Here is a 21,989-nt window from a genome sequence, read left to right as displayed (position 1 = left end):
CTCCTTCCTATTATCGACGCGGCCACCTGGTAGCCGACGCGCAGGGTACCTACGCTGCAGCAGCAACCTTGACCGCATGGCCGACTTCGGCTCGGAATGCCGCGTATTCGGGTGAGCCTCGGAGATCGTCGGGATCGACGCCGGTTCGTGGCAGATCGATTTTCAGGTCCAGCGCGACCTTGCCGGGCCGGCTTGTCAGAACTACGACGCGGGAGCCGAGAAAGGCCGCCTCGTCGGCACTGTGAGTGACGAAGACACTTGTTCGCCCCGATTCGGCACTGACACTGCGGAGGTCCTCCTGCAGACGCTCGCGAGTGAGGGCGTCCAATGCGGCAAAGGGCTCGTCCAGCAACAGCAACGACGTTTCGGCCGCCAAGGCCCGGGCAATTGCCACCCGCTGCTGCTGCCCGCCGGATATTTCCCAGATACGCCGGTCCGCTGTGCCGCCCAGACCGACGCGGTCGAGAAGCTCGTCGCGCCTTCGCCCGCGTTCGCTCTTCGTCACCCCGGCATATTTGAGTGCCAGATCGATGTTGCCGCCCACCGATTTCCACGGAAACAGTCGTGGTTGCTGAAACACCACGCCGGCACTCGACCCGGGAATCGGGTCGGATCCTGATACCTGAACTGTTCCACTGGAAGGATTTTCGAAACCCGCAATCAGCCGCAGCAACGTGCTCTTGCCGCAACCCGACGCTCCGACGAGGACCAGAAACTCACCAGGGGCGACGTCGATCGATACCGGCCCGAGTGCCGTGACGGACTCTCGACCGTGGCCGTACCTGTGTGAGACGGTGTCGATTCGGATCGCGCCCGGGCGGTCGGGGGCGAATCCACCCGAGGCCTGCTGTGCGGTCACGCTACTGGTCAAGGACATCGGGAAGCCCCTTCACATAGAGAGCATTCTGAAAGACCGCCAGATCAGGCACACTGTCGATCTGCTTCTGCTCGGCCAGGAATTGCGCTGCACTCTGCAGGTTCACTGCCAGATTCCCGGGAGCGCCCTCGGTGCCCAACCATTCCGGCGAAGAGATCTGCTCCGGAGTGAGGAACACACCCTGTTTCAACTGCGCTGCCGCGTCTTCCTTCGAGGCGCCTAATTGTGCGGCAACAGCTTCCGCTGCCGCGTTCGGATCAGTGGCGATCGTCGTGAGCGCGCGGGCCTGAACCTGGCGCCAGGTGTCGACGATCTCGGGGTGATTCTTGGCAAACGCAGTCGACACCACACCAAGATCGAGTGTCGGCTTTCCTGCTGTCGCGAGCTCACGGCTGGCGATCAACTGTGTTCCGTCCTTACGGAGTTCGTCTAGCGTGGGCAGCCAGGTGTAGACGGCATCGATGTCACCGCGCTGCCAGGCTGCGAGGGATGCTTGCGGCTGGAGATCCACCAATTGGACGTCGTCGGCACTGAGTCCGGCCTGGTTCAGCGCTGCCAGCAGACTGTAGTGCGCGGTCGAGGCGAATGCCGTGGCCACTTTCTTGCCGCGCAGATCTGCGACGGTCTTGATTCCGGTTGCGTTGCGCGCCACCAGGGCTTCGTTGTCGCCGGCCACGTCCAGAACAAACGCGACCTGATACGGAATGTTCAGCGGTGCCGAGAGTCCACGAGCAACCGGACTCGAACCGATTGCGCCGAAATCGATTTCACCGGCGATGAAGGCGGTGTTGATGTCGGCTCCCGAATCGAACTTCGTCCACTTCACGTTGTACTCGGGCAGTGCGTCTTCGAGCCAGCGATTGTTCTTGACTATCAAGTCGCCGCTCGGGAACGACTGGTAAGCGATACGGATTGTTTCCTTGGACGAATCCTGGCCCGAATGATCCACCGAGCACGCACCGAGAACAAGGGCAAGGACGCCGATCAGCACCGTGAACGCCGTCCGGGCAGCCCTTCCTTCATTGGGCGTCGAATTACTGCTGCGCTTCAGATTGCTGCTGGCGTGTTTCTGATTGTCAGTCATACTTTTCCCCTCCAGGGAACGGCGCGGCGCTCTGCAGCCCGCAGCAGTCCGTCGATGATCAGGCCGGAGAATCCGATGGCAAAGATCCCCACCAGCACGACCGGTGTGTTGTTGTAATTGCTTGCATCCTTGACCATTCCGCCGATTCCGGGGATGCCGTTGAACAGTTCGGCCGCGACCACCGACGAGTACGCCATACCTACCGACAGCCGAATGCCCGTGAAAGTTTCCGGTAAGGCCGACGGGACGACGACGTCCCGGATCACTTGCGCCCGTGAGGCTCCCAGGGCCCTGGCCGCTTCGACCAGTCCGACCGGCGCCGCGACCACAGCAGCTGTGGTGGCCACCGCTGCCGGCGGAAGAGCAGCGAGCGCCAGCAATGTAATCTTCGGCGCCTCGTCGATTCCCAGCCAGATCACCAGCAGGAAGAAATACGCCAGGGGCGGCAGTGCGCGCAGGAACGTCAACCAAGGTTCGAGCAGGCTCCGCAGCCATGTCACCGATCCCATGGCCAAACCGAGGATCACGCCCAATCCGACGCCGATGATCACACCGACCAGCACCCGTCGCAGCGTCATGTAGAGGTGCTCCCAGAGCAGGTAGCCCTGGTAGCCGCGCACTCCGTCGTGCGTGGTCATCGTGTTGACGAAGGCATGCCAGACCGTGCTCGGGAACGGCACGAAGGTCTCACTCCAGGTGCCGCTCGCGGCAGCGACCTGCCACAGGGCCAAGAATGCGATCACGGAAAGCACCGGCAGTCCGACAGTGGTCGCACTCGAAGTCCACGGCCGACGCGGCTCACGGTTCGGTTCCGTGACTGATGTTGGTTCTATTGCTTCGACAGGAGTCGACATCGCTGTTCTTCCTCGACGTACGGAAAATTCCGGCACACATGCAGCAACGGGCGCATATGCAGGGGCGAAGGCGCACAGAGCGGCGCCATTCTCACTCAGGAGAGTCGGAAGGAATCAACAGCAACAGCAGTTGGCACCAAGACGGCACAGGTCGACGGCGATGCGTCGTGTCAGTGGCGTCGAGGGCATGGGGGTAATTACTACCTGTGTCTGCAATTACCCGCAAATGCGGGGGAAATAGGCGTCAATCGGCCAAGCGAACCGACAGCGAATACATGAGCGGGATCTCGGGTCGTCCGGCCGGGACTCCCCAACGCTTGCCGCCGAGTTCAGCCATCTCCTCGAATCCTTGCCAACCGTTGGCGTACGGGTACTCGTCGAAAGACTCGAGCGTCAATCCGGCGCGCCGCAAAGCTCCTAGCACCTCGGAAATGGACCAGTTGAATTCACATGAGGGGAAAGGATTTTCGAAGTTCTCGACTCCGTTTCCCTCAGCGCCTGGCAAGACGAGATCGGCCGAATCTGCCACGTAGTCGCCCACGCCACGGGGTTCGGTCACGGGAGTCCCGCCTCCGTACGGGTATGTCAGCGACCACTTCTCGTCGAAACACATGGCAAACGGATGAAACTCCACCAGAACGAATCGACCGTTCGGCGCCAGAACACCGGCAATCCCCTCGGCCCACTCGTCGAGATCGGGTAACCAGATCACCGTTCCGTACGAAGAAAAGACTCGGTCGAACTTTCTCTGGCCAGCGGCAGCAGCGCGGAGCCACGCAGATACATCGGCACGCTCGAAATCGGCGGCAATATCGGATTCCGCGGACAAGGTTCGGGCGAAGTCGATCGCGGAATCCGCGATGTCGACGCCGGTCACCGCGGCACCGAGAGCGGCCAAACTCAACGAATCCTGACCGGAATTGCACTGCAGATGAAGAATCGAGGAGCCGTCGATCTCGCCGAGCAGCGCCAGTTCTTCCGGATACAAGGTCGACCCGCCGTTGCGAAAGAACTGTGCCTGGTCTCCTTTGTGACTGTTGTGAGCGACGGTCGCCGCATTCCACGACAACCGATTCATCTCCGCTGCATCCATCACTACTGCATCCACCTCTACTGCATCCACTTCTCGACCCACAACAAGTCCGCCCGAGTTCACCACGTCCCCGGTCACGTCGGCAATCGATTTACTGGGCTGGAAACCTATCCGAACGAAGATGCAACAGGTTACAGTTTTTCGACGGACCATCGAAGGAGAACCAGTGCGCTACGGACTCAGCCTGTTCACCAGTGATCGCGGCATCCGCCCTGCCGATGCAGCAAAGGCTGCGGAGGCGAATGGATTCGACGCCTTCTACGTTCCGGAGCACACTCACATCCCCGTATCGAGGGATTCCGATCACCCCGGAACCCAGTCGGCAGAATTGCCCGACGACCGTTACATGCGCACACTCGACCCCTGGGTTGCCCTCGGCACCGCCGCGTCGGTCACGAGCACCATCCGATTGGGCACCTCGGTGGCACTCCCCCTCGAGCACGATCCGATCACTCTCGCGAAAACCATCGCATCACTGGACCATCTTTCCGACGGACGCGTGGTTTTCGGAGTCGGATTCGGCTGGAATGCAGAGGAACTCGCCGACCACGGCGTACCGCCCAACAAACGCCGGACCGCACTCCGGGAGTATCTCGAAGCCATGGGTGAACTGTGGTCGAAGGAAGAAGCTTCGTACGACGGCCAATTCGTGAAGTACGGGCCTAGTTGGGCCTGGCCCAAGCCCGTTCAGAAGCCCCGTCCTCCCATCCTCTTGGGCGGCGGCGGCAACGAGAAGACTTTCAAGTGGATCGCAAAGTCTGCCGACGGGTGGATCACCACACCCATCGAGCAGGAGATCGACGGAAACGTGGAACTGCTCCGAAAGATCTGGGCCGAAGCAGGTAGAGTCGGCGAGCCTGAAATAACCGTCCTGGCAGGCAAACCCGATCCGGAGAAGCTCGCCCACTGGGAAGACATCGGTGTCACCGAAGCAATGTTCGGCACTCCGGACAAGAGCCCCGACGAGGTTGTCGGATACATGGAACGTCTGGCAGCCAAGCTCGGACGGTGAGGTCCGCCACAGCATCTTGACCTCAACTGCACTCGAGGTTTTAACGTCGGTATTGCACAAGACAGTGCAACGGCAGCAAAACCCGAGACAGAAGAGGGGCGAGGAGTGACCACAAAACTGGTTGGCACCCAATCTGTTTCGGACGACTCTGTTGATGCGGAGCCGTCCATCCGAAACTCCTTCGTCGAGGCGTTCCGGAACCATCCCGCCGGCGTCTCGATCATCACCGCAACGGGCGATGACGGCCCGGCCGGCATCACGTCGTCGTCGGTGATCTCGATCAGCGCCGATCCTGCAGTTCTGGCGTTTTCACTGCAGTCGTTGCGAGGCTCTGCGAGCGTCATCGCTTCCGCCCGCAGTTTTGTTGTTCACCTGGCAAATTCGGCGAACGAACGACTGGCTTCCACGTTCGCAACCCGCGGCGCTGTGCGCTTCGGAGACGATATGCCCTGGTCGTTTCTCTCGACGGGTGAACCGTTCCTACATGGGACAGGCCACGCCCTGCGTGCGGTTCCCTTGAATGCCACTACATGTGGCGCCGCAGTGATCGTCACTGCACGCGTCGTCGACGTCATCGATCCGCAGCACGTGTCAGCGCCGCTCGTCTATCACAATCGAACCTATCGAAATCTCTCGACTCACAACATTTCCTCAAAGGAAGGCATGTCACATGACTGAATACGTTCTCCCCGAACTGGATTACGACTACGCCGCTCTCGAACCGCACATCTCCGGCGAGATCATGGAACTGCACCACAGCAAGCACCACGCCACGTACGTGGCGGGCGCCAACAGCGCAATCGAGCAGTTGGCTGCTGCGCGCGAAGACGGCACGATCACCGCGAAGGCGCCGCTGCTCAGCAAGAACCTCGCCTTCCACCTCGGCGGCCACACCAATCACTCCATCTTCTGGAAGAACCTCTCCCCCAACGGCGGTGAGCGGCCAGAGGGCGAGTTGGCAGCCGCAATCGACGAGCACTTCGGCACCTTCGACGCATTCGTCAACCACTTCTCCGCTGTAGCAACCACTTTGCAGGGGTCCGGCTGGGCGGTACTGGCCTACGACACGGTCGGGCAGCGCCTGGTCATCGAGCAGCTCACCGACCAGCAAGGCAACATCAGCATCGGTATCGTTCCGTTGCTCATGCTCGACATGTGGGAGCACGCTTTCTACCTGCAGTACAAGAACGTCAAGGCCGACTGCGTGAAGGCCTACTGGAACGTCATCAACTGGGAAGACGTTGCACAGCGTTACGCAACGGCCACGGCGGCGACGGGCTTGATCGTCCCCGCCTGATCGTCCCCACCTGATCACTGCCGCTTCACCCCGATCACCCCAGCTCGGCACGGTGGCTCCGTTGCCGAGCTGGGTTTCTGCACCCACGAAGTCGATGTATGTGAAGGCAGGTAACATACACCGAGCGCGGCTGACTCGGCCGTCCGCCGATTCGACTCCGAGGGGAACCAGTGCTCGATATCAGTGGTTTGATCGCGACATGGCGTCCGACGCTGGACACCGCAGCACGCAATGCATGGGGACTCTCGTTCGGCGACGGTGTCGAGAAGACCGAACGCACCCCGTCCGTACTGATCAGCGAAGGTCCACACCGCGATCTGTATCGCTTCGGCGCATTGTGGAGGCCAAGAGGTAATCCGGTTCTCCTCGTACCGCCCCTCGCGGTTTCAGCCGACTGCTACGACCTTCGTGCGGGCCAAAGCCTCGCCGCACACCTACTGGATGGGGCGAACACGCCCTACCTCCTCGACTACGGGACCATGCGGTACTCCGACCGCGGGATGGGTTTCGAGGCCTGGGTCGACGACATCATCCCCGAAGCGATCCGTACGATCTCGGATCTACACGACGGCGCACCGGTTTCGCTGATCGGGTGGAGCCTCGGCGGGACCATGTCTCTGCTCACGGGCTCCGCTCACTCCGACCTGCCGATCGCATCGATCACGGCAATCGGAACGCCAATCGATTACACGAAGATTCCCGCTATCAGCCCCTTGAGGCTGATCGGCAAATACACGGGCGACACCCCACTCACGTCCGCGACCAATCTTGTCGGCGGACTACCTGCTCCACTCGTTCAGGCGAGTTACAAGGTGACGGCGTTGCAGCGCGAAGTTCTCAAGCCATGGTTCATCATGCGCAACCTCCACAACACCGAGACACTGGCTCGCATGGAATCGATAGACAAGTTCATGGCAGCCATGCCTGGATACCCTGGCAAGGCTTTTCAGCAGATCTGCGAACAACTCATGCTGGGCAACAATCTCTTCAACGACACCGTCACGCTTGCCGGACGCGAGATCAAACTGTCAGCTCTGAGCGTTCCCGTTCTCGCGGTCGGCGGCACCACTGACGTGATTGCACCCATCGCTTCGGTGGAAGCGATCACGTCGGTCCTCACCGGCGCGCCGTCGGTCCGGTTCGAGAAGGCGCCGGGAAGTCACCTCGGGCTCGTTGCCGGCCCCACCGCGAGAGACTCCACCTGGGCGCACATCGACGAATTCTTGAAAGAGAATGCACCGCAGCTGGTTTCGACCAGCTAAATCACGGCGTCGTGATGCCCGCGGCTACAGCTGCCTTGTGCCAATCCGGGAATTCACTCAGCAAACGGGTGTACAACTGGGCGTCGTCGACGGTGTCGATGTCGTCCAGCGCGAAGAATCCGGCATTGTCGACCACCCTGCCGTCGAGGTCGTCGAGCTTCTCCAGCACTCCGTAGTTGGCCTTGCCGATTCCGACGAACTGCCAAAAGGCCGGGAGCCCAGACGCTTCGCGCATCAATTTCGTGATTTCCTTGCGCTCGCTGAAGCCACCGTCGGTGAAGAACAGGACGAGCGTCGGCGCCGAACCACGTGTCAGGCCGGAAAGAATCTCAGTCATGATCGGCACTTCACGATTTGCGGCGCCGATCTTGTCGTAGTTGAATCCGCCGTGCGAGCCGCGCAAGTGCAGGTAGGTATCCGACCACTCTTCCGCGCCATGGACAGAGATCTCGGGGAGTTTGACGAAGCTGACTGCATACAAGTACGGCTCCAGCTTGCCGTCGTCATCGAGTTGGATCGCAACGGGAATCATGCGTTCGACAACACGATGCACCACTCTGGTGCGGTACTGCTTGGCCATACTTCCGGTTTTGTCGATCACCAGGACCACCCGTGCCCGAATTCCGTTGCCACCCTTCGTCAGCAGGACCTTGGCCACTTCGCGCTTTCGGAGGTCCAGCTTCTCCCGCTTCACCATGGAGAGTTTGGCTTCGTCGGGCACGGTCCGAATGCCGTCTGTCGTTTCAGCAGAGCCGGCGGGTCGAGCCGGCGGTTCCTCGTCGACCGACACTCCGAATGCTGTTACCAGGTCCGCCAATCCGCTGTCCCAGCCAGCTGACACGTTTCGCAGCTTCCAGCCCGTGCCGCGGCGATAGATCTCGACGAGAACCGCTGCTCTCTCACTCGTCAACCCCAAAGCCTGAGCCACGATGGCGGTGGAACCAACCTGCTCCACCACGACACCAAGGCCCCCGACAGCAGACAGGGTTCCGTTTGCCGCCGCATCAAGTGCCACGGCAACACTCAGCTGATGGATGTCAGCGGGCAACCTCGCAATGTCGATTTCGATGACGCCGCCGGGCTCCAAGCGCACCGCGCCTTCGGGTGAGACCGGCTGATTGAAGAAGACAAAATCTGCGTCGTCCCGTACTTTGTTCCGTTCGTCGAGCTGGAACACCATCAGGTCTACCGTGCCCGGGGCGCTACCGTTCACCGCCACCTTCAGCGAAGTTCCCTCAACGACTGTGTTCGCTCCACGCGCCAGCTCCATACCGGAAGATTAGCTGGCCACCAAAGAATCAACGGCCCCGCGGTCGGAAGAATCCCAGCACACTTTCAGCAATCGCGAGGATTCTCGAGGCAGACTGTTTGTGGAAGATTTGTCGCACGCGGGACCAAGAGCCTGAACATCGACAGAATCCTAGGGTCGATCAGGAGGTCAAAATGCCGCACGGCCAGACGCGCACCATCCCGATGTTGCCACTCTTGCCACCTCTGACGAATTTCGACGACGCAAGTCGCTCGGTCGTGTCCTACCTCGACGAATATCTTCCGCTGGCACTGTGGTCGATCACGCGGTTCGACGGGTCCAATCAAATCTTTCTCACCGTCTCACCCAACCCACTTCACATCGAAGTCGGCGAGACCCGGGCTTGGCCAAACACCATGTGCAGCGAGGTGGTACTCGGAAATGCGCCGCCAGTCTCATCGAATCGCGCGCTCGTGCGCGCACTGTCCCGTGATGGCAGGTGGGAAGGCATTGGCGCATACGTCAGCATCCCAATCCTCCACAACGACGGCAGCCTCTTCGGCACTCTGTGTGGCGCCGACCCGAGTGCGGGCGACTCCGCACTCGAGGACAACCTGGCCCTCCTCAATCTCCTGTGCCGACTTCTCGGAACCATTCTCGATGTCGACTATCAGCGCGCGCAGTCAGTCCGACTGGCCGAAACTGCGCAACTCGATGCCGAGACCGACCCGTTGACAGGTCTTCTCAATCGGCGCGGGTGGAATCGCATCCTCGAGGCCGAGCAAACTCGGTACCGCCAATTCGCCGATCCGGGAGCTATCATCATCGTCGATCTGGACGGCATGAAGACCATCAACGACGAACTCGGCCACGCCGCGGGCGACGAATACGTTCAAAAGGCTGGCAAGATCTTGGCAGCGTGCGCGCACCCTGGTGCGGTGGTTTCACGGTTGGGCGGAGACGAGTTCGGAATCGCTCTGCCCGATACACAGCCGCGCGCCGTCGACTACCTGCTCGAGTGTTTGGAGAAGGCGTTCCGGAATGCCGACGTCTGTTGTTCGATCGGTCGAGCCGACTTTTCCATGACCCAAAGCCTTTCCGAGACTTGGGATACGGCCGACGCCGAGATGTACCGCCACAAGCGCTCGAAGCGCTGATTAGCCTCCCCCACGGCCTGTTGGCACCGCATCGAGGTCTCCTTCGATGCGGTGCCCGGGCCGTGTTCTGTTGTCGCCAAAGAGGTTTGACCTCTCAGGTTTTGAAGGTGGTGTTCGCCGGCCGTGGGTGCTGCCCGGGGTCGATCGAGGGCGGCGGGACGAACCAGGGTTTGTTGTCGGCGCCGATTCGGATTTCCCATTTCCCGACGAACCCGGATTTCCGGTGCATCAGCCGGTGATGTGAACGGCACAGCAGGACCAGGTTGTTCATCACCGTCGGGCCACCGTTGGCCCAGTGCCGGATATGGTGCGCATCCGTCCAGGCAGGCACACATGTGCAGCCCGGGAACGCGCAGCCCTTGTCTCGGGCGATCAACGCGACCCGTTGTTCGGGGGTGACCAATCGTTTTCCGGGTTTCGCATCCAAGGGTGCGCCGTGGCCATCGAGCAGGACGGTGGAGAGGAAGCAGTCGCAGCCGAGGAGTCTGGTCTGCGAGACGGACAGTGGCCCCAGCCACGGCATGTGCCCGACATCAAGATCGGCCAGGTCCAGTGAGCCGTCATCACCCGAATCCGAAGACTGTGCGGAACAATCCCGATGCTCGACCAGATCCCGAGCGTTGATGTGCACGTTCACGTGCGGCCGCTGCCCACCGTCTTTGCCGGTCTTGGCGCAATCGAGGTAGCGGCGGATCAGTTCGGTGAACCCGTCTGCGGTCCGCTTCGCTGCCGACCGGGCATCGGGGGTTCCATCGGGTGCCGGGGTGGGCATCGTCAGATTCGACAGGGCCGATAGCAGCATTTCCCCGGTGAGGGCATCGAACTCGCCGCGCACCACCACTCGACCGTTCAACGTCGACGCGATCCGCAACTCGTTCCGGTCGACGTCTTCGGCGGGCGGAATCTCATCCGATTCGAACAACCGCTCCAAGGTCGCGATCACGTTCCGCACCTTCGTCGTTGTCGCCTCCACCCCCGACGCGGCAGCGAGCAACAAATCGATGCACTTCGGTAGCGCCTCCTCCGGCATGCCTTTAGGTGGCGACTCGCAGAACGCCACGATCAACACGGCATGCTCGAACGAGCAATCCCCGCAATCGAACCGAGCTCCCACCGCCGGAAACGGCCGCAAAGCCGCACCCAACGCGGCGATCTTCTTCCCGTCCCGAACCTGCAACATCGTGTTGCCCGCCAACCAGGACCCCACCCCGCGACTGGCAATCACCTGATCATCCGGGCGCAACGAGAGTTCGTCGACCACCGCCACTCGAACGGCTTCCAGGCGCAGAATCTCCACACTCGCCTCGACAGCAGCCTCACGCAACTCAGCAGCAGTCAACCGCCACAGGCGTCCGCGCAACCCCACCGCAGAACCAGACACCACATCCGACAACAAGACACTCATTGAATCCCCCGATCCCCTCCCCAAACAATACTCGAACACGCGTTCGAGTCAACCCCTTGCTACCAGCGCAAATGAGAGCAGGGAATAGTTCGACCGTCGCACGCGTATTATTTGAGTAAGCAATACTTGCGGTCGCAAATAAATGGAGGGCGTCACCGATGACAACTGATGAACACGTACGTGGTCGTGTGTGGCGCGACCTCGTCGTCTCCCACAGCGTCATCCTCGGCAAGATGGAGGCGGACCTTCGAACCACCACCGGACTCACCCTTGGCCAGTACGACGTTCTGCTCCGACTGCACGAAGCTCCGGGAAACACGATCCGAATGGGCGATCTGGCCGAACTGGTCCTGGTCACCACCAGTGGCGTGACGCGCGTCGTCGATCGATTGGTCGAGGCCGGATTAGTGGAGCGTGTTAGACCGGACAACGATCGACGCGTCGTGACGGTATCGATGACGCCTGCGGGCAAGAAGACGCTTCGAAAAGCGTCCGCCATACACACGCGAGGGATCGCCGAATACTTCTCCGATCTCATTGAAACCGAGGAGCTTCCGGTACTCGAACGCTTCTTCTCCCGACTTGCCACACATCACACGAATCAAGGCGGCGCATGCGATGCGCACGTAGAACAACTCTCCATCACCCCCACGAACAGATAGCGAGAAACAACATGGCTTTCGAATTGGGCGTCTACCATTTCGGTGAACTCACCCCAGATCCCACTACCGGCGCGATGATGAATCCCGGTGTCCACCTTCGTCATTTGGTGGAGCAGGCAACCGTTGCCGATCAGGTTGGACTCGATGTCTTCGGCGTCGGCGAGCACCATCGCACCGACTTCGCAGTCTCAGCCCCTGCAGTTGTGCTCGCGGCAATGACTCAGGCTACCGACAACATCAAGCTGTCCAGCGCCGTAACCGTACTCAGTTCCGATGATCCCGTACGTGTGTTCCAACAGTTCGCGACAGTTGACCTGCTTTCCGAAGGCCGTGCCGAGATCATTGCCGGCCGAGGTTCGTACACGGAGTCATTTCCGCTTTTCGGGTACGACCTGTCCCAGTACAACGAACTCTTCGCCGAAAAGCTCGATCTACTACTGAAACTGCGCGACGAGAACCCGATCAACTGGGAAGGACAACTTCGCCCACCACTGATCGACGGTGACGTGACGCCCCGCCCGGACCGTCAGATTCCGGTGTGGATCGCAGTCGGAGGTACTCCGGCCTCTGTCGTCCGTGCCGCGAAACTGGGCCTGCCCCTCTCACTGGCCATCATCGGTGGAAGTTACCAACAGTTCGAACCGTTCGTCGATCTATACCGCAGGGCTGCAGCGGAGTTCGGACACGATCCGAAGAAACTGGCTGTCTCGATTGCTTCGCCAGGATTTGTCGATACCTCGAAGCAAACAGCACTCGACACGTCGTACCCGTACTTCCAGGCCGGGTGGATGCAGAATCATCATCAGCGCGGAAACGGAGTTCCCATGCCCCGCAGGGCATATGAAGCGCAGGCAACCACCGCGGGTGCGTTCTTCCTCGGCGGCCCGCAGGAAATCATCGACAAGACGATGGCGCAGTACGAACTGTTCCATCATGACCGCATCATGATCCAGATGGGGTTCGGCAACGTGCCACAGAAGGACATGCTGCGTGCGATCGAGATCCTCGGCACCGAAGTAGCCCCCGTTGTGCGTAAGGAAATCGAATCACTGAAGTCGTCCCAAGAATAGGAGTTTCGATGAGCACACCGCTCAAAATTGTTGCCGTTGTCGGCAATCTCCAAAAACCCTCCAAGACTCGTGCCCTCGTCGACCTGATCGTCGAAACCTTGGGAGACTTCGAGCAGATCGACACACGAGTTTTCGAGATCGTGGATCTGATTCCAGGTCTTGCAACTGCTCTGGATCGCGATCACGTCGACTCAGTGACCGCCGAAGCGCTGGCAGCAGTCGAGTCTGCCGATATCGTCATCGCGGCGTCACCGGTGTTCCGCGGTTCGTACACGGGAATGTTCAAGCATTTTTTCGATCTCGTCGACCAGTACGCGCTTGCCAACACTCCGGTGATTCTTGCCGCTACAGGTGGTAGCGACCGCCATGCTCTCGTGTTGGAGCATGCCCTGCGGCCACTGTTCGCTTTCTTCCAAGCGCTGACCGCTCCGGTCGGGATCTATCTCAGCTCAGGTGATTTCGACGGAACGACCATCCTCAATCCCGAGGTATTCGAACGTATCGAGATGGCAGCAAAGGACGTCCTGCCGGTAGCGAGGATGCTCGCGGAGCGGGATCGAGTTGCGCTGACGTGAACACCCCTCATTCGCACAACACGGCAACAGTTGCCGGTCTGAGGATGATCGAACAGCTACGTCAGGTTCACGAACCTCTGCGAGCCGATATCGAGGTACTCGAGAATGCCCTGCAACTGTTTTCGGACGAAACCGCCGATCTGACTCGGATACCCGAGATGATCGACAATCTGACGATCGCGGATTTCGTCTGGCAACTACGGGTCAACTGCGACTTCTACTGCAACACGCTGACTCTGCACCACACCATCGAAGATCAACGAATGTTCCCGGTAATGACCAGGAACTTTCCCGAGTTGGCCCCTGCGGTCGAACGACTGCAGGCAGAACACAAGCTTGTCGGGGAGATCGTGTCGGAAGCCAAGCGTGCGTCGCTCGCGCTGAGCACCGAATCCTCCACGGTCAATCGGGCACACGCCGCAATCTCCGAATTGGCGGATCATATGCAGTCGCACCTCGATTTCGAGGAGGCCACACTCTTTCCGTACTTCCGACGGATGGATCGCGACTGGCATTACGGCTGATCGCGCACACTCAGTGATTCTTCAGCTCCATCGCAGTAGCGTCGAAAGGGCCACCTCATGTCAGGAGCCCCCCATGACCACCCCGGATCAACCCACTGTCCAGCAATCCGTTCCTCAGCACCCGATTCGACCACCCGTCAATGCGGGCTGGGCAGTGGTCTCGCTGCTGTTCTTCTGGCCGCTTTCCTTCTCCGCTTTCACGCACGCCTTCAACGTGTATCCGCTGTGGGCTGACGGCGATGTGGCCGGGTCGCGGTATGCGTCCGATCGAGTGAAACGGCTCGGTCAGATCTCGCTGTGGATCGCAGGCGGCCTACTACTCCTGGTCTGCATCCTGTACGCGATTGCGGCAATCGTGTGGTTCGCCAACGGTGGCCACGATTACGGGCCGCGACGTATGCGCTGAACAACCACACTGAAACAACAACAACACCGCCGAACATCACCTCATCAATCGATCGATGAACTCCATGGTCTGGTCCATCGAAGCGACCGTCGTTTGACCGTGGCTGATTCCGGCGAGTTCTTGATACTCGAACTGCGTTCCCCGCGAACGCATGTCGACCAGTTGCGCCCAGGCAAGGGCGACAGGAACCGTTGTGTCCGACACGCTCTGCACCACGCGCAGTGGACGGTCGTAGCCGTCGACCGGCACCTGCATCATCTCGCGGAACAGGTCGTACATGCGCGGCGTCCATACTGACCGAGAAAACAACGAGCTCAACTGGATTCGTTCGGCTCGAATGTGTCGGCCGAGATCTCCGGCGCACAGTGTCCGAGCCTTTTCCATCCACTCGATCCCCTGCGGCGAGAGAACCTCGCGAATGTTCTCTTCGGGTCGTTGATCGTCGATCCCAGCCAGGACGTACAGCGCATATCCCACCAGCCCGGTGATACCGATGTCGGGAAACAGCGGGCCGCCCAACGGAAACAGCCCTTCCATGTGTGTGGGGCCTGCGACGACAACCGAGCCACGGAAATCCAATTCCGGTGCACGAGTGGTGGCATCGTGTCCCGCGAAGTACGCCGCATGACCACCTTCGGACAAACCCGCGACCATCCACCGCGGACTCAGCACATTGCCGTACAACTCGTGCGCGGCCCGCACGATGTCGACGGCATTCGCCCCGGCGGCATGTCCGTCGAGATAGGCCAGCACCCCGTCGGTACCGACTCCCGAGTAGTCGGTAGCGACCACCGCGTACCCCTGCTCCAACCAGCGTTCGATCGGTTCGATCTCGCCCGGACCGAATCCGGTCGACGAGGGTGCACACTGATCCGCACTGCCCAAAGTTCCGTGGGCATAGGAGATGACGGGCCAACCGCCCGCCGGTGGGGCGCCTTCCGGCAGAAACACGGACCCTGACGACTCTCCCCATCTGTCAGCGGTACGCAGAGTTCGATAGACGACCCGCTGCGTCTCACCGGCGCCGACCGGAAACACTGCGGCCGAGAGTTCGCCATAGGACTCCAGCGCGCCCGCGACTTCCGGTTCGTCCGCCGTCGCCACTGCAACACCTGACCCCCACCCGAGACCCGACAACAGAATGCTCGCCACCACGGCCGCAACAGAGGTTCTACCCGAACGACTCACCACGCCAACCCCTCCCGACCTGTGCAGAGCATGATGTCGATATGCAGATCATCATCACCGGTCACAGCCTGCCCGGACGTGAGTGTTCCGAAACCGCAACCTTCGAAGAGCGCAGCAACATCCACGTCGGCGTTCAGCGCCGAGGCAAGCCACACGAAATCCTCGACCTCGTACCGGGAGATACCGAGACAGTGCGATGGGAACTGACAGCGAGTCTGGAGCGAAAGTCCGGTGCCTGGGACTTACTCGGTCCATACATCCAGGGTCCACCTCGCGGACGCTTCATCTACCTGTCCTGGGTGACGGTATCCGAGGACCAGACGTTCGAGATGTTTCGGCGCGCAAAGCTGATGCTCGACGCGATCCCCGAGCACATCGCCGAGGAGGCCGACGCTTCCGGCATGCTCCACGGAGACCTCGGCCTCACCGACGCCGCAGGTAAACCACTGTGTGCGGCTATCCGACCGCCGACGATCACATGGTCATCCTCGCCTTACTGAGCATCGTTCAGTAGTGTGGAGATCGAACACTTAGCCTGCCCGGTGGCCCCACACGATCGATACGGAGTCCGAACTGATGAGCACCGAACACCTCGATGTCCTGATCGTCGGCGCCGGCTTGTCCGGCATCGGTGCTGCGTATCGACTCCAGACCGAGCTTCCCGGCAAGTCGTACGCAATCCTCGAGGCCCGCGCGAACAGTGGCGGAACCTGGGACCTCTTCAAATACCCTGGCATCCGGTCGGATTCCGACATGTTCACGCTCGGCTACCCGTTTCGGCCGTGGACAGATGCCAAAGCAATCGCCGACGGTGATTCGATCCTCCGGTACGTGCGCGACACCGCGCGAGAGAACGGGATCGACAAGAAGATTCGGTACAACCGGAAGGTGACGGCCGCATCATGGTCGTCAGCGGACTCGACGTGGACAGTCACGGTCACGACCGGCGACGAAGACGAAACATTGACCTGTAACTTCCTCTATCTCTGCAGCGGTTACTACAGCTACGAGGGCGGATACACCCCCGACTTCCCCGGACGTGAATCGTTTGCCGGCGAGGTTGTGCACCCGCAGTTCTGGCCCGAAGAACTCGATTACTCCGACAAGAAGGTCGTTGTGATCGGAAGCGGCGCCACCGCAGTCACATTGGTCCCCACGATGTCACGGGACGCAAGCCACGTCACGATGCTCCAGCGATCACCGACATACATTCTGGCTCTGCCGTCCAGCGACAAATTATCGGACACCATTCGCGCAGTACTGCCGAATCAACTCGCGCACAGCATCGCTCGATGGAAGAGCATCGTAGTGAACCTGAGTTTCTACCAACTGTGCCGGCGCAGTCCTGCGCGCGCAAAGCGGTTGCTGAACCTCGCGATCAGTCGCCAACTCCCGGAAGAGATCCCACTCGATCCTCACTTCACACCCACCTACGATCCCTGGGATCAACGCTTGTGCGTCGTACCGGACGGCGATTTGTTCAAAGCCCTCCGATCCGGCAAGGCCTCGATCGAGACCGATCGCATCGACACTTTCACCGAGACCGGAATTCGTCTCGCGTCAGGTCGCGAACTCGAAGCTGACATCATCGTCACTGCAACAGGATTGAAGATGGAAGCGTGCGGCGGGATGTCGATCGAAGTGGACGGCGAACCCGTCACCCTCGGTGATCGTTACGTCTACAAGGGCATGATGATCAGCGACGTACCGAACTTCGCGATGTGCGTCGGCTACACCAACGCCTCGTGGACTCTGCGAGCAGATCTCACGTCGATGTACGTCTGCCGACTGCTGACGGAGATGGACAAGCGCGGCTATTCGAAGTGCGTGCCGCACGCGAGCGAAGAGATGGACCAGCGGCCGATCCTGGACCTGGCGTCGGGGTACGTCATGCGTGCTGTGGAACAGTTCCCGAAGCAGGGATCGAAGTCACCGTGGAACATGCGTCAGAACTACATCCTTGATCGTCTTCACTCGACGTTCGGGAGCATCAACGACCACATGACGTTCTCGAAGGCGCCAGCTCGACATTCGACACCGGTACCGAGCAAGAGTTGAGCGGACCACGAACAACCAGGTAGAGCAATCGGGCGAAGCCACCAATCGATCCGACGACAAAGAACACACCCGAACCTGCGACTACTGCACAGAGCGCACCGAGAACGATGATCGCCGACGCCTCTACCATTCGACCGGCGGACTCCGATCCGAGAACGTGTATTTCATCAACTCCTTCGTCCATAAAACTATTTTCAGCCAACCGTCCAGCCGGTTTGTAGGGACTTTAGTCGCGAGTCGGATCAAAATGGACTCATAATTGCAGGTCAAGCGTTCAGTTGGCCATTCCGGCCGGATGATCTCCAGTCCGTTCCGTTGTGATGGTCGGCAACAGAGTGCTGGTCGAATACATGGACGATTCACGAATCGACACGGTCGTATCAAATCTCCGTGCCTCTCTACCCACTCTTGCGCAAGGTTTGGCCCAGCAGCGTGACCACCAGTGAAAACATCGGCAGGGCAATGATCACCCTCGCGGCAAACACGCCCGATCTTCCCGACCGCGTCCTTCGCAGCGACAAGATCAACGAACTCGCGCAGGCCTGACAGTCTTACCTCGAAAGACGAAACCGCGGGCGACGAGTTCCAACGCCACGGCGACCGAGCAGGTTTGCGCCAACAGCAGCCCTGCCAGCACAAGAATTTGCACGGCACCGGCTTGAACGGCCGACCCCGTCGCGAGCAAAACGCCGACAAAAGCGCCGGGCAATGTCACGAGGCCGACGGTGCGCGTCTGGTCGACTCCCGGTAGCAGGGCGTCGGAGGCAGCGGTGCGGGCTACTTCCCACCGTGCATCGCGCTGGGAAAATCCAAGGCTCAGTGCGGCTTCCACTTCCCCGTATCGATCATCGACTGCGTCGAGTCCGCGTTTGGCTGCCATCGATGTCGCAGTCATCGCGCCGCCCAGAACAATTCCGCCGATCGGCACCAGAGCGATGCCTTCCAGCGGAACCACTCCGGACAGCAGCATCAGTGGCAGAACCACACCGATTCCCGACGCCAAGGCGATGGTCAGCCACGCTCCGGACGTACCTGCGCCGCAGCGTCGTGCCGCGGTGAACGACGCGGCAGCGAACATGCCGACGAGCACGAGGAGCGCTGACCAGATGTGAGCCAAGGCAGCGGCGAGTATCAACGAAATCGCAGCCAACTGAAGAGCGCCACGAGCGAGTGCGCCGGGGACTACCCGAACGCTACCGAGAGAGGCGAATCGGTAGACGAGCGTGGCGACAAGAGCCATGACGATGCAGAGCACAGCCAGACGGATGCCGGAGTCGGCTATCGAAAGGCTCATGGGTCACAGTGTTCCCTACGAGCCGAGTCCGATTCGAATTCGAGAACCGCTCAGAAAACCCAACCGCGAAGAGCGACGAATCGCAGGCCACCGACAATTCCGCTCACTGCGATCACAAGCCCGGCTTGAAGAAGTCCGTCGGCGCCGGGGAGAAGGAAGCCGAGCGCACTGATGGCGGCCGAACTGGCGATCAACCCGACCAGAGCGAGTCCACCGCCTTCCCACTGCGCGGTGAACCAGTTGACGCGATCCGCGGCATGGAAGGTGAGCCGGCGATGCAGCTCGTTGGCCAGAATGGTGCTCAAGACTGCACCAACGGCGTTGGCGACCAGCGCTCCGTCACCGCGCAGCGCCAGAAAAGCGGCAAAGTACAAGATATTGCTGGCTCCGCCGACGAGGGCAAAACGAACGAGCTGAGCAAAGGCGCCGTCGCCGGCAAGAGCGCGAAGCCTCGTTGCCGCGAAACCTGCACTCCGCGTACCCACCATCGAGATCGGATTGCTCCCGACCCAGATGTCAGACGTGCTCATATCGGCTTCTCTCATACGGACAATCGGAACCACACGTTCCGCTTAGTAATATAGCACTAACGGAATCGATCATTCCGCTTAGTGCCGTAGACTGTGAGGATGCCGACAACACACCCCGACGCTTCTCATGCGGGGACCTCGGCCGACTGCTCACAGCCGCGCCTTCGGTCCGACGCCAAGGCCAACCTCGAGCGCATCCTCAACTCCGCTCGCGAGGTGTTCGCTGCCCAAGGACTCGACGCCACGCTGGCGGACGTCGCCAAGCACGCCGGCGTCGGCGTCGGCACCGTCTATCGCCGGTTCGCCAGCAAGGACGAGCTGATCCAGGCCCTGTTCGACACACGGTGCTCCGAGATCGAAACGATTGCCGCCACCGCCCGGGAGATGCCAGACGCCTGGGAAGGTCTTGTCTACTTTCTCGACGTGATCTCCCTGCGCATGGCAGACAACCGCGGATTCGGCGATCTCCTGATGGACGGGCGCTTCGCGTCCGACACTTTCGCTCGCGCGCGCGCCGGGATCGCTCAGCACACCGCGGCACTTGTCAATCGCGCCAAGGAACAGGGCACCCTGCGCAGCGACTTCGAAGTCAACGACATTCCGCTTCTCATGCAGGTCGTCAAGATGGCCCAGAAGTTCGGCGGCGACGAGGCCCCTCAGGCTTACCGCCGCGCACTCGGGTTCATGATCGACGGACTCTGCGCGTCCCGCACCGGCCATCGCGAGTTGCCCGTCCCGGCGCTTTCCTCCGAACAACTCGATCACGTCCTTCATCGGTTTCAGGCATCGCCCGATAAGAACTGCTGACTCGATTTCGGGGTCGACGCCGCAATGGCGTCGACCCCGAAATTAGCTGTCAGTGAGCGATTACCGGTTCACCTTCCGGCGAATCCGGAAGCAGTCCACTCCGAAGAACCAGTCCGGTCAAGACCGCACCGACCGCGAATATGCCTGCGGCCCAATAGAACGTGGTGGTGTAACTCTCGACGGCAGCCTGTGCCTGGGTCAGCGGATTCATCTCGCGGCCCACCAGGTAGTTGGTGGAAGCCGAGGCTGCAATCGTGCTGAGCAGTGCAGTTCCGATCGAGCCGCCCACCTGCTGCATCGTGTTGACCGTGGCAGATGCGACGCCGGCATCTTCGTGGTGCACGCCTGAAGTTGCTCCCTGCATCGACGGGGCGAAAATGCTGCCCATGCCGAGTCCGGTGACAACGAGCCCCGGCAGAATGTGGACTGCATAGGTGCTGTCCACGGAAATCTGGGCCAGCAGCGTCATTCCGATCGCCGCGATAACCATTCCGCTCACGATCAGCACTCGCGGACCGACGCGCGGTAGCAAAACCGCTGTCGAAAGCGTTGCCGCTGTCACGATTCCGAACACCATCGGCATGAATGCGAGGCCGGTCATGATCGGGCTGTACCCGAGGATCAGCTGCATGTAGTACGTCAGGAACAGGAAGACTGCGAACATGCCTGCGCCGGAAAGGAAGATCGCCAGGTACGAGCCAGCCCGGATTCGGTCGAGGACCACCCGCAGCGGAAGGAGCGGGTGCTCGGACTTGGTCTGCCAGTAGATGAACGCCGCCATGAACACGACGCCGGCAACGAGCCACGAGATGGTGGGAGTTGCACTCCACCCGTCCGATTCGGCCTTCGAGAATCCGAAGACGATGCTGAACAAGCTGATCGACACCAGGATCGTTCCCGGGATGTCGAGCTTGGGTCGCGAGTCACTGGTGTGCGGCGCGAGCAACAGGACTGCTCCGACCAGGGCGATCGCCGCGAAGAAGAGATTCACGAAGAGGCACCAGCGCCAGTCGACCCACTCGGTGAGTGCGCCGCCGAGCAGCAGTCCGATGGCGCCACCGCCGCCGGCAACGGCACCGAAGATACCGAAAGCCTTGGCACGCTCACCCGGATCCGTGAATGTCACGGACAGCAGCGACAGGGCTGCCGGGGCAAGGAGCGCACCGAATACGCCCTGGCCGGCACGAGCGGCAACAAGCATTTCGAAGTTGACGGCTGCGCCACCGATGGCGGAAGCCACTGCGAAGCCGATAAGACCGACGATGAAAGTTCGCCTGCGCCCGAACAAGTCGCTCAATCGACCGCCGAGTAGCAGCAAGCTGCCGAACGCCAATGCGTATGCCGTGATGATCCACTGGCGGTCCGAATCACCGAACTCCAGTGAGCGCTGCGCAGCAGGCAGCGCGATGTTGACGATGGTGGCATCCAAGACCACCATCAGCTGCGCAATTCCCAGAACCGCGAGAACCAGCCACCGCTTTGCGTGGTTGTCCCCTGAAGGCGCTGAGGACTGCTCGAATTCAGTCCGTTCAGCAATGTCTGACATAGTCCCTCGCCCAACCTATGCGGAGATGGCTTCTCCGGT

The 21,989-nt window shown here is 60.7% G+C and carries 23 protein-coding genes; 13 read left to right on the top strand and 10 right to left on the bottom strand.

Translation table 11 applies throughout. The features are described 5' to 3' along the window. Positions 1-49: 49 nt before the first annotated feature. From QM596_RS05415 to QM596_RS05400, 4 genes are all read right to left on the bottom strand, one after another. Complete coding sequence (locus QM596_RS05415) at positions 50-877, bottom strand: ABC transporter ATP-binding protein (protein WP_283308329.1); 828 nt, start codon at positions 875-877, stop codon at positions 50-52. Next, positions 861-1,961 (bottom strand): taurine ABC transporter substrate-binding protein, encoded by a 1,101-nt coding sequence (locus QM596_RS05410; protein WP_007733783.1) that lies wholly within the window; start codon positions 1,959-1,961, stop codon positions 861-863. The genes QM596_RS05415 and QM596_RS05410 overlap by 17 nt, the downstream gene beginning before the upstream one ends. Continuing rightward, positions 1,958-2,815 carry an ABC transporter permease gene (locus tag QM596_RS05405; protein ID WP_003939782.1) on the bottom strand — a complete coding sequence of 286 codons (858 nt, stop codon included), beginning with the start codon at positions 2,813-2,815 and terminating at the stop codon, positions 1,958-1,960. The genes QM596_RS05410 and QM596_RS05405 overlap by 4 nt, the downstream gene beginning before the upstream one ends. 244 nt (positions 2,816-3,059) lie before the next feature. After that, the gene (locus tag QM596_RS05400; protein ID WP_058226195.1) at positions 3,060-3,986 is read right to left on the bottom strand and encodes a class I SAM-dependent methyltransferase; all 927 of its coding nucleotides are present in this window, start codon (positions 3,984-3,986) and stop codon (positions 3,060-3,062) included. A gap of 88 nt (positions 3,987-4,074) precedes the next feature. On the opposite strand from QM596_RS05400, the gene QM596_RS05395 reads away from it, so the two are divergent. From QM596_RS05395 to QM596_RS05380, 4 genes are all read left to right on the top strand, one after another. After that, positions 4,075-4,920, top strand: coding sequence for an LLM class F420-dependent oxidoreductase (locus QM596_RS05395; protein ID WP_161120087.1), 846 nt, complete (start codon positions 4,075-4,077; stop codon positions 4,918-4,920). 105 nt (positions 4,921-5,025) lie between these two features. Next, positions 5,026-5,598, top strand: a complete 573-nt coding sequence (locus QM596_RS05390) for a flavin reductase family protein (RefSeq protein ID WP_003940431.1) — start codon at positions 5,026-5,028, stop codon at positions 5,596-5,598. Continuing rightward, entirely contained in the window at positions 5,591-6,217 is a 627-nt protein-coding gene (locus tag QM596_RS05385; RefSeq protein ID WP_283308327.1) for a superoxide dismutase, read from the top strand. Before QM596_RS05390 ends, QM596_RS05385 begins: the two co-directional genes overlap by 8 nt. Positions 6,218-6,387: 170 nt before the next feature. Further along, positions 6,388-7,479: an alpha/beta fold hydrolase gene (locus QM596_RS05380; protein ID WP_058226197.1), complete on the top strand. Its 1,092-nt coding sequence runs from the start codon at positions 6,388-6,390 to the stop codon at positions 7,477-7,479. Between the two features lies 1 nt (position 7,480). Here the strand turns inward: QM596_RS05380 and QM596_RS05375 are convergent, their stop codons facing one another. After that, positions 7,481-8,749, bottom strand: coding sequence for a vWA domain-containing protein (locus tag QM596_RS05375; RefSeq protein ID WP_283308326.1), 1,269 nt, complete (start codon positions 8,747-8,749; stop codon positions 7,481-7,483). 173 nt (positions 8,750-8,922) lie between these two features. On the opposite strand from QM596_RS05375, the gene QM596_RS05370 reads away from it, so the two are divergent. Further along, positions 8,923-9,885, top strand: a complete 963-nt coding sequence (locus tag QM596_RS05370; protein ID WP_050654801.1) for a sensor domain-containing diguanylate cyclase — start codon at positions 8,923-8,925, stop codon at positions 9,883-9,885. Between the two features lie 94 nt (positions 9,886-9,979). On the opposite strand, the gene QM596_RS05365 is transcribed toward QM596_RS05370, so the two are convergent. Then, the gene (locus tag QM596_RS05365; protein ID WP_283308324.1) at positions 9,980-11,290 is read right to left on the bottom strand and encodes an HNH endonuclease signature motif containing protein; all 1,311 of its coding nucleotides are present in this window, start codon (positions 11,288-11,290) and stop codon (positions 9,980-9,982) included. A 158-nt stretch (positions 11,291-11,448) separates the two neighbouring features. On the opposite strand from QM596_RS05365, the gene QM596_RS05360 reads away from it, so the two are divergent. The 5 genes from QM596_RS05360 to QM596_RS05340 all read left to right on the top strand — a co-directional run bounded on the left by QM596_RS05360 (position 11,449) and on the right by QM596_RS05340 (position 14,527). Then, the gene (locus QM596_RS05360) at positions 11,449-11,952 is read left to right on the top strand and encodes a MarR family winged helix-turn-helix transcriptional regulator (protein WP_007731489.1); all 504 of its coding nucleotides are present in this window, start codon (positions 11,449-11,451) and stop codon (positions 11,950-11,952) included. 11 nt (positions 11,953-11,963) lie between these two features. Continuing rightward, positions 11,964-13,022, top strand: coding sequence for an LLM class flavin-dependent oxidoreductase (locus QM596_RS05355; protein WP_058226200.1), 1,059 nt, complete (start codon positions 11,964-11,966; stop codon positions 13,020-13,022). 8 nt (positions 13,023-13,030) lie between these two features. Next, positions 13,031-13,597 carry an FMN reductase gene (msuE, locus tag QM596_RS05350; RefSeq protein WP_283308322.1) on the top strand — a complete coding sequence of 189 codons (567 nt, stop codon included), beginning with the start codon at positions 13,031-13,033 and terminating at the stop codon, positions 13,595-13,597. Further along, positions 13,594-14,121 (top strand): hemerythrin domain-containing protein, encoded by a 528-nt coding sequence (locus tag QM596_RS05345; RefSeq protein ID WP_030535215.1) that lies wholly within the window; start codon positions 13,594-13,596, stop codon positions 14,119-14,121. Before msuE ends, QM596_RS05345 begins: the two co-directional genes overlap by 4 nt. Before the next feature lie 73 nt (positions 14,122-14,194). Then, positions 14,195-14,527, top strand: a complete 333-nt coding sequence (locus QM596_RS05340) for a CD225/dispanin family protein (protein ID WP_007731480.1) — start codon at positions 14,195-14,197, stop codon at positions 14,525-14,527. Between the two features lie 36 nt (positions 14,528-14,563). Here QM596_RS05340 and QM596_RS05335 read toward each other — a convergent pair whose 3' ends face one another. Further along, entirely contained in the window at positions 14,564-15,718 is a 1,155-nt protein-coding gene (locus QM596_RS05335) for an alpha/beta hydrolase (protein ID WP_283308321.1), read from the bottom strand. 38 nt (positions 15,719-15,756) lie between these two features. Here QM596_RS05335 and QM596_RS05330 point away from each other — a divergent pair, with 38 nt between their 5' ends. Both QM596_RS05330 and QM596_RS05325 read left to right on the top strand, forming a co-directional pair. Continuing rightward, positions 15,757-16,215: a DUF5990 family protein gene (locus QM596_RS05330; protein ID WP_209920681.1), complete on the top strand. Its 459-nt coding sequence runs from the start codon at positions 15,757-15,759 to the stop codon at positions 16,213-16,215. A gap of 76 nt (positions 16,216-16,291) precedes the next feature. Beyond that, positions 16,292-17,773, top strand: coding sequence for a flavin-containing monooxygenase (locus QM596_RS05325; protein ID WP_007731473.1), 1,482 nt, complete (start codon positions 16,292-16,294; stop codon positions 17,771-17,773). 523 nt (positions 17,774-18,296) lie between these two features. Here the strand turns inward: QM596_RS05325 and QM596_RS05320 are convergent. Continuing rightward, positions 18,297-19,067: an ABC transporter permease gene (locus tag QM596_RS05320; RefSeq protein WP_283308320.1), complete on the bottom strand. Its 771-nt coding sequence runs from the start codon at positions 19,065-19,067 to the stop codon at positions 18,297-18,299. Positions 19,068-19,117: 50 nt separating this feature from the next. Continuing rightward, on the bottom strand, positions 19,118-19,555 hold the full coding sequence (locus QM596_RS05315) for a GtrA family protein (RefSeq protein ID WP_020908979.1): 438 nt from the start codon (positions 19,553-19,555) through the stop codon (positions 19,118-19,120). A 141-nt stretch (positions 19,556-19,696) separates the two neighbouring features. Between QM596_RS05315 and QM596_RS05310 the strand changes: the two genes are divergently transcribed. Further along, positions 19,697-20,404 (top strand): TetR/AcrR family transcriptional regulator, encoded by a 708-nt coding sequence (locus QM596_RS05310; RefSeq protein WP_020970663.1) that lies wholly within the window; start codon positions 19,697-19,699, stop codon positions 20,402-20,404. Between the two features lie 49 nt (positions 20,405-20,453). Here the strand turns inward: QM596_RS05310 and QM596_RS05305 are convergent, their stop codons facing one another. Next, complete coding sequence (locus tag QM596_RS05305; protein ID WP_003940566.1) at positions 20,454-21,950, bottom strand: MFS transporter; 1,497 nt, start codon at positions 21,948-21,950, stop codon at positions 20,454-20,456. Between the last annotated feature and the right edge of the window lie 39 nt (positions 21,951-21,989).

It is taken from the genome of Rhodococcus sp. IEGM 1406, assembly GCF_030056745.1.
Classification (GTDB): Bacteria; Actinomycetota; Actinomycetes; order Mycobacteriales; family Mycobacteriaceae; genus Rhodococcus_F; species Rhodococcus_F erythropolis.
The sequence above is the reverse complement of the archived record's forward strand: the minus strand, read 5'-3'. Positions and strand labels throughout refer to the sequence as shown.

What these genes read in the sequence shown, in the direction of transcription:
- QM596_RS05415 (WP_283308329.1), bottom strand. Translation starts at nt 877, where the DNA reads ATGTCCTTGACCAGTAGCGTGACCGCACAGCAGGCCTCGGGTGGATTC.
- QM596_RS05410 (WP_007733783.1), bottom strand. Translation starts at nt 1,961, where the DNA reads ATGACTGACAATCAGAAACACGCCAGCAGCAATCTGAAGCGCAGCAGT.
- QM596_RS05405 (WP_003939782.1), bottom strand. Translation starts at nt 2,815, where the DNA reads ATGTCGACTCCTGTCGAAGCAATAGAACCAACATCAGTCACGGAACCG.
- QM596_RS05385 (WP_283308327.1), top strand. Translation starts at nt 5,591, where the DNA reads ATGACTGAATACGTTCTCCCCGAACTGGATTACGACTACGCCGCTCTC.
- QM596_RS05375 (WP_283308326.1), bottom strand. Translation starts at nt 8,749, where the DNA reads ATGGAGCTGGCGCGTGGAGCGAACACAGTCGTTGAGGGAACTTCGCTG.
- QM596_RS05370 (WP_050654801.1), top strand. Translation starts at nt 8,923, where the DNA reads ATGCCGCACGGCCAGACGCGCACCATCCCGATGTTGCCACTCTTGCCA.
- QM596_RS05365 (WP_283308324.1), bottom strand. Translation starts at nt 11,290, where the DNA reads ATGAGTGTCTTGTTGTCGGATGTGGTGTCTGGTTCTGCGGTGGGGTTG.
- QM596_RS05360 (WP_007731489.1), top strand. Translation starts at nt 11,449, where the DNA reads ATGACAACTGATGAACACGTACGTGGTCGTGTGTGGCGCGACCTCGTC.
- QM596_RS05355 (WP_058226200.1), top strand. Translation starts at nt 11,964, where the DNA reads ATGGCTTTCGAATTGGGCGTCTACCATTTCGGTGAACTCACCCCAGAT.
- msuE (WP_283308322.1), top strand. Translation starts at nt 13,031, where the DNA reads ATGAGCACACCGCTCAAAATTGTTGCCGTTGTCGGCAATCTCCAAAAA.
- QM596_RS05340 (WP_007731480.1), top strand. Translation starts at nt 14,195, where the DNA reads ATGACCACCCCGGATCAACCCACTGTCCAGCAATCCGTTCCTCAGCAC.
- QM596_RS05330 (WP_209920681.1), top strand. Translation starts at nt 15,757, where the DNA reads ATGCAGATCATCATCACCGGTCACAGCCTGCCCGGACGTGAGTGTTCC.
- QM596_RS05325 (WP_007731473.1), top strand. Translation starts at nt 16,292, where the DNA reads ATGAGCACCGAACACCTCGATGTCCTGATCGTCGGCGCCGGCTTGTCC.
- QM596_RS05320 (WP_283308320.1), bottom strand. Translation starts at nt 19,067, where the DNA reads ATGAGCCTTTCGATAGCCGACTCCGGCATCCGTCTGGCTGTGCTCTGC.
- QM596_RS05315 (WP_020908979.1), bottom strand. Translation starts at nt 19,555, where the DNA reads ATGGTGGGTACGCGGAGTGCAGGTTTCGCGGCAACGAGGCTTCGCGCT.
- QM596_RS05310 (WP_020970663.1), top strand. Translation starts at nt 19,697, where the DNA reads ATGCCGACAACACACCCCGACGCTTCTCATGCGGGGACCTCGGCCGAC.
- QM596_RS05305 (WP_003940566.1), bottom strand. Translation starts at nt 21,950, where the DNA reads ATGTCAGACATTGCTGAACGGACTGAATTCGAGCAGTCCTCAGCGCCT.